Genomic DNA, 12,876 nt, shown 5'->3' with positions numbered 1-12,876 from the left:
CCTGATCTCCCGGTCGCGGCGTTCTGGCGCGGATTCTGCAACGAATGGGGGTTTCACCGGTTCTTCACGATCTCGACAGGTTTCCGTTCCATGCAATGGGTATGGAACGCGCGCAACGCGACAGGCTCGGCCATGGCCCGGACCCCCGTTCTCCGCCCGACCGCAGCCGTGGCCCCTGTCGGAGACGCCTCCGCGCCGCGGCGACAGCCCTGATGCGGCGCGAGTGGCTCCTGGTCCTCGTGGCCCTGGGCCTGGCGGCGGTCGCGGCCGCGATCGTCTACCTGTCGCGTCCCAATACCCTCACGGTCGCGGTCGGCCCCCAGGACGGCCCCGAGGCCGCGCTGATCGAGGCTTACGCCCAGGCCCTCGATCGGGCGCGCGAGGATGTACGCCTCAAGGTGGTGCGCTACGACGACGTCCGCGACAGCGCCATGGCCCTCCAGCGGAACCGCGCCGACCTCGCGGTGGTCCGTCCCGACGTGTTCCTCCCCGAGAACGGCCTGACGCTGGCGATCCTGCACGACGAGGCCCTGGTCATCGTGGGTCCGGAGGCGGCCGGGATCGACGACGTGCCCGATCTGGCGCGCAAGCGACTCGGCATCGTCGTGCGGCACAGCGCCGATCTGCCCTTCCTGACGAACCTGCTCTCGTTCTACGACCTCGCGCCGGACAATCGGGGCGAGGCGGCCCCCGAGAACGGCCCCGGCGCCGAGGAGGCGGAGGCCGGCCACGTCGTCGTGGTGCCCCTGAAGGTCGGGGAAGTCACGGCCGCCCTCACCGACAAGCGCGTCGACGCGGTCGCGGTGATCGCGAGTCCCGCCTCGAAGACCGCGGCCGCGGTGGTGCGCGCCGTGGAACTCGGATCGCCGGAGCACAAGGTCGGCTTCGTCTCGATCCCCGACGGCGACGCGATCCTGCAGCGCTTCCCGGAGCTGCAATCGGTGACCATCCCGGCCGGGACCTTCGGCGGCCGTCCGAAGCGCCCCGACGAGGAGGTCCGCACCGTCGGCGCCTCCTACCGCCTGATGGCGCGCGGCACGGTCAGCCGGGTCGCGGTCGCCTCGGCCACGCAGCACCTGTTCGAGTGGCGCTCGCGGCTCGCCGCGGCGGCCCCGGCAGCCAAGCTGATGAAGGCCCCGGACTTCGACACGACGGTGGCGGCGACCTCGGCGCGGCTGCCGAATCACCCGGGGGCGGTCGATTATTTCGAGCGCGAGCAGCAGACCTTCCTCGACCGGTACGAGGACTACATCTACCTGTTCGCGTTCTTCGGCGGCACCATCGGCTCCGGCTTCGCCTGGATCGGGCAGCGCCTCGCCCGCAAGCGCCGGGAGCGGGTCGACTACGTCCTCGACCGCCTGCTCGACATCCTGCGCGAGGTGCGCGCCTCGACGAACACCGCCGAACTCGACGCCATCGCGATCGAGACCGACGGCCTCGTGGCCGACGTGGTCTGCTACGCCCGGGAGCGCAGCATCGACGCCCGCACGGTGAGCGCGCTGATCCTGGCGGTGGACGGGGTGCACGCCGCCATCGCCGATGCGCGGCGGCAGGCCGGGCAGACCGAGCCGTCGGCGGCCACCCGCAACCGGACGGCGCGGCTCCTGGCCCTCGACCTGCCGGTGGCGGAGTAGTGACCGGCTTCGGCGCCCCGCGGCCTCGGAACGCCGCGGCTGTCGCCGCGTGGCTGGCGGCGTAGGGATATCATGCTAACGGGAGCCATGTTCGATCCCGCCGCAGCCCTTGAAACGGTCCTTGAAGGCCTCGACCGCGAGGCCCGGGAGCCCACCAAGCTCCGGGCCGCGCTCGTCCCGCATCTGCGCCGGGTGATCGAGGAGGGCCACCGCACCGCCGAGGCCCAGCTCCTCGAGGATCGCAACGGCCTGCGCTGCGCCCAGGCGCTCTCGAATCTCACGGACGCCGTGGTCCGGGCCATCCACGACGCCGTGGTCTGGCGGCTCTACCCCAACGACAACCCCTCCACCGGCGAGCAGCTCGCCGTGGTCGCCACCGGCGGCTACGGGCGGGGTACGATGGCGCCGGGCTCGGACATCGATCTGCTGTTCCTGCTGCCCTATAAGCAGACCGCGTGGTCGGAGAGCGTCGTCGAGGCGATGCTCTACGTCCTCTGGGACCTGAAGCTGAAGGTCGGCCACGCCACCCGGTCCGTAGAGGAATGCCTGCGCGAGGCGCGGGCCGACATGACGATCCGGACCGCCCTCCTGGAGGCCCGGTTCCTGTTCGGAACCCGGATCCTGTACGAGGAGCTGGTGACGCGCTTCGACGCCGAGCTGGTGGTCGGCTCCGCGGCCGAGTTCGTGGACGCCAAGCTGCGCGAGCGCGACCTGCGCGTCTCGAAGGCCGGCTCGTCACGCTACCTCGTGGAGCCCAACGTCAAGGACGGCAAGGGCGGCCTGCGCGATCTCAACACGCTGTTCTGGATCGCCAAGTACACCTACCGGGTGCGCGACCAGATCGAGCTGATCAGCGCCGGCCTGTTCACCCCCGAGGAATACGCGCTGTTCGAGCGCTGCGAGGAGTTCCTGTGGCGGGTGCGCTGCCACATGCATTTCGTGACCAAGCGGTCGGAGGAGCGGCTGTCCTTCGGCCTGCAGCCGCGGATCGCCGAGCGCTTCGGCTACGAGGCCCGCGGCGGCCTGTCGGGCGTCGAGCGCTTCATGAAGGCCTATTTCCGCTTCGCCAAGGATGTCGGCGACCTCACCGCCATCGTCTGCGCGGAGCTGGAGGCGCGCCACGCCAAGCGCACGCCGGTGCTCGACCGCTGGATCGGCCGGTTCCGCGACCGCTTCCGCGCCACCGCCATGGAGGCGGAGGATTTCTGGATCGACCACGGCCGGGTGAACCTGCGCGCGGAGGACGCCTTCGAGCGCGACCCGGTGAACCTGATCCGCCTGTTCTGGCTCGCCGACCGGCACAACCTCGCGATCCACCCGGACGCCAAGCGGCTGGCGAGCCGCTCCCTGCGCCTCGTCAACCCGACGCTGCGGGTCGACGTCGAGGCGAACCGCCTGTTCCTCGACATCCTCACCTCCCGGAACGCCCCGGAGGAGGCCCTGCGCGAGATGAACGAGGCGGGGGTGCTCGGCCGGTTCATCCCGGATTTCGGGCGCATCGTCGCGATGATGCAGTTCAACATGTACCACCACTTCACGGTGGACGAGCACCTGCTGCGCACGGTCGGCGTGCTGGCCGACATCGAATCGGGCCGCAGCCAGGAGACCTACCCGCTGGTCTCCCGCCTCGTGCACACGATCCACAACCGCACGGCGCTCTACGTGGCGATCCTGCTCCACGACATCGCCAAGGGCCGGCCGGAGGATCACTCGATCGCGGGCGCGGCCATCGCCGAGAAGCTCTGCCCGCGCTTCGGCCTGAACCAGGCCGAGACCGAGACCGTGCGCTGGCTGGTGGAGCACCACCTGCTCATGTCGATGACCGCGCAGAGCCGCGACCTCTCGGACGCCAAGACGATCGAGCGCTTCGCCGCCCGGGTGCAGACCCTGGAGCGGCTGAAGCTCCTGACCATCCTGACGGTGGCCGACATCACGGCGGTCGGCCCCGGGGTCTGGACCGCCTGGAAGGGCACCCTGATCCGGACGCTCTACGACGAGACCGAGGTGTTCCTCTCCGGCGGCCATTCCGAGATCGCCCGGACCGACCGGGTCCGCCTCGTCCAGATGGGCCTGCGCGAGCAGCTGCCCGGCTGGACCTCGGAGGAGTTCGACGCCTACGCGGCCCGGCACGGGCAGGCCTACTGGCTCAAGGTCGACGGCACGCGCCAGTTCAAGAACGCGATGTTCCTGCGCGCGGCCCTCGCCGACGGCCGCACCAGCGCGACCGACGTGGCCCTCGACCCCGTGCGCGGCGTCACCGAGATCACGATCTACTCGCCGGACCATCCGCGCCTGCTCGCCATCATCACCGGCGCCTGCGCGGCGGCGGGCAGCAACATCGTCGACGCGCAGATCTTCACCTCCACGGACGGCTTCGCCCTCGACACGATCTTCATCTCGCGGGCCTTCGAGCGGGACGAGGACGAGCTGCGCCGGACCCGGCGCATCACGGCATCGATCGAGCGTGCCCTGAAGGGCGAGATCCGCATCGCCGACCTCGTGGCCGACAAGCACCCGCCGTCGAGCGCCCGCGCCAAAACCTTCCCGGTGCCGCCGGACGTCACCCTCGACAACGCCCTGTCGAGCCGGGAAACCGTGGTGGAGGTCACGGGCCTCGACCGGCCGGGCCTGCTCTACGAGCTGACCACGGCGTTCGGCCGGCTGTCGCTGAACATCACCTCGGCGCATGTGGCGACCTTCGGCGAGCGGGCCGTGGACGTCTTCTACGTCACCGACCTCACGGGCACGCGGGTGACGCAGCCCGACCGGCAGGCCGCGATCCGCAGCGCCGTGATGGACGTGTTCGCGGGGGATGTCGCCGCCCTGAAGGCCGAGGGGCTCGAGGCCCTGGTCGCGGCGCCGCCGCCGCGGGAGGCATGAGCCCCGGGTTGATTTCGCCGGCCCCTCGCCAGATATCAGCGCCGGTTCCGATTGCCCGAGCCGCCCTCCGCCGGACGACTGAAAGACGATGACGAGCAACGACATGCCCCAGGACGACCAGCGTCAGACCACGGTCGAAGCCGGTGCCGGCGCGGCCCAGGACAATGCGGCCGCGGGTTCGCGCGCCGAGGGTTCGGTCGATCCCGTCGCGGAGGCCTTGGCCCTGCTCACCGCCGAGCGGGACGAATTGAAGGACCGGATGCTGCGCACGCTCGCCGAGATGGAGAACCTGCGCCGCCGGACCGAGCGCGAGGTGGCCGATGCCCGCGCCTACGCGGTGACGAACTTCGCCCGGGATGTCCTCAACGTCGCCGACAACATCCGGCGCGCCCTCGACAGCGTCCCGGCGGACGCGAAGGCCGGGACCGACGGTGCCCTGAAGGGCCTGATCGACGGGATCGAGCTCACCGAGCGGGATCTCGGCAAGACCCTGGAGCGCCACGGGGTGAAGATCGTCGAGCCGCAGGGCCAGAAGTTCGACCCGAACCGCCACCAGGCCATGTTCGAGGTGCCGAACCCGGAGGTCCCGGCCGGCACCGTCGTGCAGGTGGTGCAGTCCGGCTACGTCATCGGCGACCGCGTGCTCCGGCCGGCCCTGGTCGGCGTGGCCAAGGGCGGGCCCAAGGCGGCGAACCCGGCCGACGCCGCCTGATCGGCGCGCGGCGCGGCCCTACTGGCAGGGCAGCGCCGTCGCGAAGTCGGCGATGAACTGGGCCGTCTCGCGGGTCTGCGCCGGCGCCCGCCTGTCGCGGGCGACCGCGCCCGCTTCGGCCTCGAGGCGGCGGTTGCAGGCGCAATGGGTCAGGGTTCCCGACAGGGGATCGGCCGAGCAGGCATCGTGGTGCGCGCAGGCCCGGTCGAGGGCGTCGATGGGCTTGTAGCCGGGACCGCGGTTACCCGGTCCGCAGAAGTTGCCGTAGATCAGGACCGCGCCCCGGCCGGAGGGCCCGGGCGGGATGATCTCCTGGGCCCACGCCGTTGCGGCGCAGGCCACCAATCCGAGGACGAGAAGCGCCGCTGCGGCGGCGTGCGGGCGGTGCGTGTGTCTGGGCGTGGTCACGGCCGATCCTGTCGGAGATGCCCCCGTCACCGCACGGTGACGCCCGCGCGGCATCCGGCATCGACGATCCCGAACCGGTCATGGCCAAGCGCGACCGGCTGACGACGGCCCGAAGCCGAACGCCGTGCATAGCGACTCAGACCGGCCGATCCGTCAAGATCCGCCGCGATCAATATTGATTAGAAACCAGAGTTCATCCCCGCCCTGAGAAGGACGGACCGGGAATCCTGTTTGCCGGCATCATAATACGCCGGGGCACCGACGTTGTAGTGTGCCGTTCCGACGAAAGCTCGGCGACGATGGCGATACAGGGCCTCGACCCGGGCCGACAGCTTATCGTTGCAGGCATACGCGATGCCGCCGCCCGCGGCGCAACCGGTCCGAGGGACGAGGAGCGCGGTTGAACGCCTGCCGTCTTGGGGGTCTCGTCCGCGGGGCGGGGTCAGAGGGCCAGGAGGAGAAGGCCGACGACGGTCACCGCGAGGATCAGGCAGAGCGCGAGGTCGAGCACCGGGGCGCCGCCGCAATCGGGAGCCGGCGCCGGATCGGCGCGGCCGGGCTCGGACAGGGCGATCACGACCGCACCTCCCCGGTCCCGGTGGCGTTCGCGGTCCTGACGGCTCTCAAGGCCCGAACCGGCGTGCCGGCACCCTGGGGTGCCGCCGCCCCGTCTGAGGGGATGACGGGAGCGGCGGCCTGCGACGCCCTCGGTTCGCCGGCGCGGTGGACCATATCCGCGACAGCGATGCCGAAGGCGGGCAGCGCGAGGGCGGCCAGGACGCAGAGGATGCGTCCGAGCCGCGGCATGGGATCACCCTGCCGGATCCGGCGGGCGGCGGCGGGCGGGATCGTGAGGGGCGGCAACGCTTGCGGGACGAGAAGGCGCGTCTCGACCGTCATGATCCAGGCTCCGCGGTTCGTGTGGGAAATTTGACCACGCATTTCGTTTACGTGTGCAAAAATCCCACGTCAATTCGGAAATCGTGTGTCCATGTGCGACCGCGCACGCTGTGGGATTGTCTCCCACGCCACATGCGATAACGATGCGGCCATGTCCGAGACTGCCGATACACCGCGAGACGGCGCGAGCCTGCACGCGCCGCTGGCGCGGCTCCTGCGCCCGCTGGTGCGCCTGTTGGTGGCCCGCGGGATCACCTTCCCGGCCCTCACAGACCTGCTGCGCGAGCTCTACGTGAACGTGGCCGAGTACGATTTCGCGCTGTCCGGCAAGGAGCAGACCGACAGCCGCGTCTCCCTGCTCACCGGCATCCACCGCAAGGAGGTCCGGCGCCTGCGCGGGGCCGGTGCGCCGGTGAGCGCGGTGCCCGCCGTGGTCTCGCGCACGAGCCGGATCATCGCCCGCTGGATCGCCGATCCGGCCTTCACCGATGCGCAGGGCCATCCCCTGCCGCTGCCGCGGACCGCCGAGGGCGACGCCGCCTCCTTTGAGAGCCTCGTCGCCGGCGTCACCCGCGACCTGCGGCCCCGGGCGGTCCTGGACGAGTGGCTCGACCGGGGCCTGGCCTTCACGGACGCGCAGGACCGGATCGTGCTGGCGGAGGCCGCCTACGTGCCCAAGGGTGACGGCGCCGAGGGGCCGCAGCTCTACTATTTCGGCCGCAACCTGCACGACCACATCGCGGCCGCCGTGGCCAACATCGTCGGCGACACGCCGCGGTTCCTGGAACGGGCCGTCCACTACGACGGGCTCTCGAAGGACCTCGCGGTGAAGCTCGAGGCGCGGGCGCGCGAGATCGCCATGGCGGCGCTGCAGCAGGCCAACCGCGAGGCGCACGCCGCCTGCCAGACCGATCCGGGCGGCGATCACCGCTGGAATTTCGGTCTCTACGTCTACGCGGAAGCCGCCCCGCCCGCGCGCCCCACGGACGAGCGCTGAGAGGCCGGCCGGTGCGATCCCCGCCAAACCGCCGGTTCGTCCTGCGCCTCCTCGCGGGGGCAGCGATGCTGCGGCCGGGTTCCCTCCGCCCGCAGGAGGCGCCGCGCGATCAGGGCATCGGCGGCACCGGCATGATGCGGACCGATGCGCCGCGCAACGATCCCCTCGGCGAGGGCGACCGCGGCATCGGCGGCACCGGCGTGATCGGCACGATCCGCCGGTTCGGCTCGATCATCGTCAACGACCTGCGCATCGCCTATCCGCCGGAGGTGGCGGTGCGCATCGACGGCGCGGCCGCGCAGGCGACCGACCTGAAGATCGGGCACGTCGTCCACGTGATCGCCCGGCCGGAGGGCGGCGGCCTCGCCACGCGCCGGATCGACGTGACCAGCGAGGTGGTCGGGCCGGTAGATTCGGTCGCGCCGGGCCGGATGATCGTGCTCGGGCAGCGGGTCTCGACCGCGGGCCTGTCCGGCGATTGGACACCGGGGACGCGGGTCGCCGTCAGTGGCCTGCGCCGGCCGGACGGGGTGATCGTGGCGAGCCTCGTCGAGCCGCGCGCGGCCGGACCGGACCGCGTCGCCGGGCCCGTCCGGCGCGGGGAGAACGGCGCCCTGATGATCGGCGGCCTGCGCCTGACGGGGGCCGACGCCCTGCCGCCGGGCCGGCGCGCCCTGGTGACCGGGACGGGGGCCGACGGCACCCTCACCGCGACCAACGCCGCGGAACTCGGCCTGCCGTTCCCGCCGGGGCTGAAGCAGGTCTCCATCGAGGCCTATATCGGCCGCGCGGGCACCGGCCTGGATATCGGCTCCGGCTACCGGGCCACGGGCCGGCCGGGCCCGAAGGTTCCGCGGCAGGGGAGCGTCCGGGCCGTGCTGACCGCCGCCATCGCGCCGGACGGCAACCTGACGGTGGACCGGCTGCGGATCGAGGAGCGCATCGCCCCCGAGCCGCCGCAGCCGGACGCCCCGCGCTTCGAGCGGGAACGCGACCGCCTGGACCTGCGCAACCTGCCCGACGAGCTGCCGGGACGCTTCGGCGCCGAGCCCGGCGGGCGGGCGGACGGCCTCGGCGGGATGGGCGAACCGCGCGGGCCCGGCATCGACACCCGCTCGGGATCCGGCCCGATCCCCGGCGCCGTGGGACAAGGCGGGTTCGGAGCCCCGCGAAGCGGCTTCGGCGGAGCACCGCCCGGCACCTTCCCGGTCGGCCCCGGCGCTCCCCCGGCCGGCCCCGGCGGCTTCGGCGGGCCACCCGGTGGGCCGGGCGGCGGCGGTCCGGGCGGGTTCGGCGGGTTCGGCGGCGGACCCGCAGGGCCGCCGGGGGGCCGGCGCTAGAGGCGCGTGCCGCAAGGCGGCCACCGGCGTTTGGGACGAGACGATGCGGGATCGGAGATCACCCGCATCGCTCCGGTTCCCGGCCCGGGACGCGGCGCCGGGATCGGCGTGGCCCGGCATAGGTCTGGTATGGCTGGGGGCGGGCGTTCGGTGAACAGGGGCGGAGGGTCCGGATCAGGGGCGGGAGCGGACGATGCATTGCGATCGCGCTACCGCGTCCGCCAGAGCGCTCCGACGAGGCCGAGGTTGGCGAGGCTCAGGGCGAGCAGGAGCCCCCACAGGGCATCCGGGCCGGCCTGGGTCAGCACGAACGCGCCGGCCGGTGGGGCAAGCGCCTGCGCGACCAGCCCCGGCCGGGCCAGGCGGCCGACCATCAAGGGGTAGCGGACGGAGCCGAACAGGGCCAAGGGCACCGTGCCCCGCGCAATCGAATAGATCCCGTTGCCGCCGCCGTAGAGCACCAGCCAGACCCCAACGCCGGGCGGGCCGTAGGCGAGCAGCGCGAGGCCGAGGGCGACCAGCCCCAGGGCAGCGGTCAGGGTCCAGAGCGGATGATGCCGGCCCTGGAACGACATCTCCACGATGCGGGCGCCGACCTGCGCCGGGCCGATCAAGGCCCCGTAGGAGATGGCCGCGGCCAGGGCCACGCCCCGCGCCTGCAAGAGCGTCAAGAGATGGACCGACACCAGCGACAGGATCGCGCCGCCGAGGATCAGCACCCCGGCGAACAGCAGGAACGCCCGGCGCTCCTGAACCGACAGCGGACCGGTGTTCGCCCTGTGGCGCTCCGCCGCCGCCGGCAGCGTCGGGGGGTTCGGGATCAGCAGCAGCACCAGCGGCAGGGTTACCCCGAGGTGCAGGCCGGCATAGGCCAGGCAGGCGCCGCGCCAGCCGACATGGGCGACCAGGAACGCCGACAGCGGCCAGCACACGGTGCTCGCGAACCCGCCCCACAGGGTCAGGGTGGTGATCGCCGGCCGCGCCTCCGCGCCGTAGAGCCGGCCGAGGGTGGCGAACGCCGGGTCGTACAATCCGCACCCCATGCCGAGGCCGAGCAGCAGCCAGCCGGCGAGGTAGACCGGCAAGACCGGCGCGAGCGCCAGCGTGGTCAGACCGGCCGCCAGCAGCAGCGCCGCCAGTGCCAGGACCGGGCGGCCGCCGTGGCGGTGGATCGCCGCCCCGACATGCGGCGAGGCGACGGCGGCGACCAGCAGACCGACGGACAGGCCGCCGACCACCCAGGACAACGGCCAGCCGGCGCTTTCGGCAACCGGACCGGCGAGCACCGCCGGCAGGTAGAACGAGGACCCCCAGGCGAGGATTTCGACCACGCCGAGGGCGGAGATCACCGGCCAGCGCCGGGCCTCGGACACGGACGGCTACCGGGCGCCGAGCAGCGGCAGCCATGCCGCCAGCGCCAGCAGCGTGACCAGCAGCACGGGCGGGGTGATGACCAGGCCGACCCTCATGTACTGGCCCCAGGTGATCCTCTGGCCCTTGCCGGCGAGGACGTGCAGCCAGAGCAGCGTGGCGAGGCTGCCGATCGGCGTGAACTTCGGCCCGAGGTCGCAGCCGATCACGTTGGCATAGATCATCAGTTCGCGGATCAGCGGCGGCAGGTCCGGGGCCTGCTGGATCGCGAGCGCCCCGGTCAGCACGCTCGGCATGTTGTTCATCACCGACGACAGGAGCGCGGCGGCAAAGCCGGTGCCGATGCTGGCGACCCACGGGCCATGCCCGGCCAGCCAGACCAGCCCCTTCGCCAGCTCGTCGGTCAGGCCGGCGTTTCGGAGGCCGTAGACCACGAGGTACATGCCGAGGCTGAACAGCACGATCTGCCAGGGGGCGCCGGTCAGGACCTTGCGGATCGGGATGATTCCGCCCCGGTTGGCGAGCAGCAGGAGCACCGCCGCGCCGGCACAGGTGACGGCCGATACCGGCACGCCGAAGGGCGCGGTGACGAAGTAGGCGAGCAGGAGCACGCCGAGCAACGGGAACGCCGCCCGGAACACCAGCGGATCGCGGATCGCGCCAGCCGGACGCGCCAGCGCGTCCATCGGGTAGGCCGCCGGCACGTCGCGCCGGAAGTAGGTCCACAGAACCACAAGCGTCGCCGCCAAGGACACCAGGTTCACCGGCACCATCACGGCGGCGTACCGGCCGAAGGTCACGTCGAAGACGTTGGCGGAGACGATGTTGACCAGGTTGGAGATCACCAGCGGCAGCGAGGTGCTGTCCGCCACGAACCCGCAGGCGACGATGAACGCCAGCGCGGCCTCCGGCTTGAAGTCGAGCCGGAGCAGGATCGCCAGCACGATCGGGGTCAGCAGCAGGGCGGCGCCGTCATTGGCGAATATGGCCGCGATGGCCGCACCCAGGAGCACGACCAGCGGAAACAGCCGCCGGCCTTGCCCACCCCCCCAGCGGACGATGTGCAGGGCCGCCCAGTGAAAGAACCCGGCCTCGTCGAGCAGCAGGGAGATGAGGATGAGCGCCACGAAGGTGAAGGTGGCGTCCCAGACGATATGCCAGACCACCGGGATGTCGCCCGGATGGATCACGCCCGTGGCGAGGGCGATACCCGCGCCGGCCAGGGCGCTCCACCCGATCCCGAGGCCCGCGGGCTGCCAGATGACCAACACGAGGGTGGCAAGGAAAAGGGCGAGCGCGAGCATCCGGGCGTTTTCGTCTCATGGGTTGGTGCGGGGCTCAGGCGGTGGCGACGCGGCGGCCGTGCTCGTCAACGACCTGCTCGCCGTCTTCCTTGACGAACGCGCCCTGCTGCACCGGCAGGAGATCGAGCACGGCTTCCGACGGTCGGCACAGGCGGACCCCCTTGGGCGTGACGACCAGCGGGCGGTTGAGGAGGATCGGGTGCGCCTCGATGGCGTCCAGGAGCTGCGCATCCGTCAGCGCCGGATCGCCGAGGTTCAGCGCCGCGAACGGCGCGCCTTTCTCCCGCACGACGTCCCGCACCGACAGGCCGGCGCGGGCGAGGAGCTGCATCAGCAGCGCCCGAGCGGGCGGGGTTTTGAGGTACTCGATCACGTGCGGCTCGACGCCGGCATTGCGGATCATCGCCAGGGTGTTGCGGGACGTGCCGCAGTCCGGGTTGTGGTAGATCACGATGTCGAACGGCTCAGCCACGGGCGGTTTCTCCGGTGGCGGGGCAACAGGTCGCCAGCACGGCCATCGCCGGGGTGCAGACCTCCGGGTGGCCCTGGCAGCAGTCGCGCATCAGGAAGGCGATCAGGTCGGACAGAGCCGGGTAGGCGGCGCTGTAGATGATCGAGCGGCCCTCGCGCCGGGAGGCGACAAGGCCCGCGTGGCTCAGTTCCTTGAGGTGATGGGACACGGCGGCGGCGGAGATGCCCATCGCCTCGGCCAGCACGCCCGAGGCCAAGCCGTCCGGGCCGGCGGTGACGAGCGCCCGCACCAAGCGGAGACGGTGTTCCTGTGCGAGGGCCGCGAACGCGGCGAGGGCTTGCGGTTCGTCCATTTTCGTTACAATCTTCAAAATATCGTTTGAAGATACGAGAAAGCCGATCCTTGGACAAGCCCGCACAGCCCTTCACCGATGGCCTGCCGAACCTGAGCGCGGCGCACTTCGTGGTGCCGACCCGCGAGAGCGTGCAGGCCGCGGCGCCGTTCACGCACGCACCCCGGTTCCTGATCCTCTACGGCTCCCTGCGCGAGCGCTCGTTCAGCCGCTTCCTCGCCTACGAGGCCGCCCGGCTCCTGGAGGCGATGGGCGGCGCGGTGCGGATCTACGACGCCCACGGCCTGCCCCTGCCCGACGACACGACCGCCGATCACCCGAAGGTGCAGGAACTGCGCAACCTCTCGATCTGGTCCGAGGGCCAAGTGTGGGTTTCACCGGAGCGGCACGGCACCCTCACCGGCGTGATGAAAAGCCAGATCGACTGGCTGCCGCTCTCCGAGGGCAGCGTGCGGCCGACCCAAGGGCGCACCCTCGCCGTGATGCAGGTGTCCGGCGGCTCGCAG

The 12,876-nt window shown here is 71.8% G+C and carries 13 protein-coding genes; 6 read left to right on the top strand and 7 right to left on the bottom strand.

The window, feature by feature from the left end; all coding sequences use genetic code 11:
* Positions 1 to 212 precede the first annotated feature (212 nt).
* The 3 genes from MKK69_RS27750 (at position 213) to grpE (ending at position 5,226) form a co-directional block, all read left to right on the top strand.
* The gene (locus MKK69_RS27750; protein WP_243973385.1) at positions 213 to 1,634 is read left to right on the top strand and encodes a TAXI family TRAP transporter solute-binding subunit; all 1,422 of its coding nucleotides are present in this window, start codon (positions 213 to 215) and stop codon (positions 1,632 to 1,634) included.
* An 87-nt stretch (positions 1,635 to 1,721) separates the two neighbouring features.
* On the top strand, positions 1,722 to 4,514 hold the full coding sequence (locus tag MKK69_RS27745) for a [protein-PII] uridylyltransferase (RefSeq protein WP_243973414.1): 2,793 nt from the start codon (positions 1,722 to 1,724) through the stop codon (positions 4,512 to 4,514).
* 88 nt (positions 4,515 to 4,602) lie between these two features.
* Positions 4,603 to 5,226 (top strand): nucleotide exchange factor GrpE, encoded by a 624-nt coding sequence (gene grpE / locus MKK69_RS27740; protein WP_243973384.1) that lies wholly within the window; start codon positions 4,603 to 4,605, stop codon positions 5,224 to 5,226.
* 18 nt (positions 5,227 to 5,244) lie between these two features.
* Here grpE and MKK69_RS27735 read toward each other — a convergent pair whose 3' ends face one another.
* The 3 genes from MKK69_RS27735 to MKK69_RS27730 all read right to left on the bottom strand — a co-directional run bounded on the left by MKK69_RS27735 (position 5,245) and on the right by MKK69_RS27730 (position 6,534).
* Positions 5,245 to 5,634 carry a hypothetical protein gene (locus tag MKK69_RS27735; protein WP_243973383.1) on the bottom strand — a complete coding sequence of 130 codons (390 nt, stop codon included), beginning with the start codon at positions 5,632 to 5,634 and terminating at the stop codon, positions 5,245 to 5,247.
* A gap of 442 nt (positions 5,635 to 6,076) precedes the next feature.
* Entirely contained in the window at positions 6,077 to 6,211 is a 135-nt protein-coding gene (locus MKK69_RS31120; protein ID WP_279598654.1) for a hypothetical protein, read from the bottom strand.
* On the bottom strand, positions 6,208 to 6,534 hold the full coding sequence (locus MKK69_RS27730; protein WP_243973382.1) for a hypothetical protein: 327 nt from the start codon (positions 6,532 to 6,534) through the stop codon (positions 6,208 to 6,210). Before MKK69_RS27730 ends, MKK69_RS31120 begins: the two co-directional genes overlap by 4 nt.
* Before the next feature lie 151 nt (positions 6,535 to 6,685).
* On the opposite strand from MKK69_RS27730, the gene MKK69_RS27725 reads away from it, so the two are divergent.
* Both MKK69_RS27725 and MKK69_RS27720 read left to right on the top strand, forming a co-directional pair.
* Positions 6,686 to 7,531 carry a DUF6502 family protein gene (locus MKK69_RS27725; RefSeq protein WP_243973381.1) on the top strand — a complete coding sequence of 282 codons (846 nt, stop codon included), beginning with the start codon at positions 6,686 to 6,688 and terminating at the stop codon, positions 7,529 to 7,531.
* A gap of 11 nt (positions 7,532 to 7,542) precedes the next feature.
* Positions 7,543 to 8,871: a DUF5666 domain-containing protein gene (locus MKK69_RS27720; RefSeq protein ID WP_243973379.1), complete on the top strand. Its 1,329-nt coding sequence runs from the start codon at positions 7,543 to 7,545 to the stop codon at positions 8,869 to 8,871.
* Between the two features lie 209 nt (positions 8,872 to 9,080).
* Here MKK69_RS27720 and MKK69_RS27715 read toward each other — a convergent pair whose 3' ends face one another.
* From MKK69_RS27715 to MKK69_RS27700, 4 genes are read right to left on the bottom strand one after another with little or no spacing between them, the layout of a single operon-like run.
* On the bottom strand, positions 9,081 to 10,244 hold the full coding sequence (locus MKK69_RS27715) for an MFS transporter (protein WP_243973377.1): 1,164 nt from the start codon (positions 10,242 to 10,244) through the stop codon (positions 9,081 to 9,083).
* Positions 10,245 to 10,250: 6 nt separating this feature from the next.
* Positions 10,251 to 11,546 carry an arsenic transporter gene (locus MKK69_RS27710; protein WP_243973375.1) on the bottom strand — a complete coding sequence of 432 codons (1,296 nt, stop codon included), beginning with the start codon at positions 11,544 to 11,546 and terminating at the stop codon, positions 10,251 to 10,253.
* A 34-nt stretch (positions 11,547 to 11,580) separates the two neighbouring features.
* Complete coding sequence (arsC, locus tag MKK69_RS27705) at positions 11,581 to 12,018, bottom strand: arsenate reductase (glutaredoxin) (protein ID WP_243973373.1); 438 nt, start codon at positions 12,016 to 12,018, stop codon at positions 11,581 to 11,583.
* Positions 12,011 to 12,370: an ArsR/SmtB family transcription factor gene (locus tag MKK69_RS27700; protein WP_243973371.1), complete on the bottom strand. Its 360-nt coding sequence runs from the start codon at positions 12,368 to 12,370 to the stop codon at positions 12,011 to 12,013. Before MKK69_RS27700 ends, arsC begins: the two co-directional genes overlap by 8 nt.
* A 50-nt stretch (positions 12,371 to 12,420) precedes the next feature.
* On the opposite strand from MKK69_RS27700, the gene MKK69_RS27695 reads away from it, so the two are divergent.
* Positions 12,421 to 12,876 (top strand): NAD(P)H-dependent oxidoreductase (locus MKK69_RS27695; RefSeq protein WP_243973369.1); only part of this gene is annotated, 456 nt, incomplete at its 3' end.

Origin of the sequence: Methylobacterium sp. J-026, assembly GCF_022829585.1 — a bacterium.
Lineage (GTDB): Bacteria > Pseudomonadota > Alphaproteobacteria > Rhizobiales > Beijerinckiaceae > Methylobacterium.
Note: the sequence above shows the minus strand (reverse complement) of the source record. Positions and strands in the feature narration are given on the sequence as shown.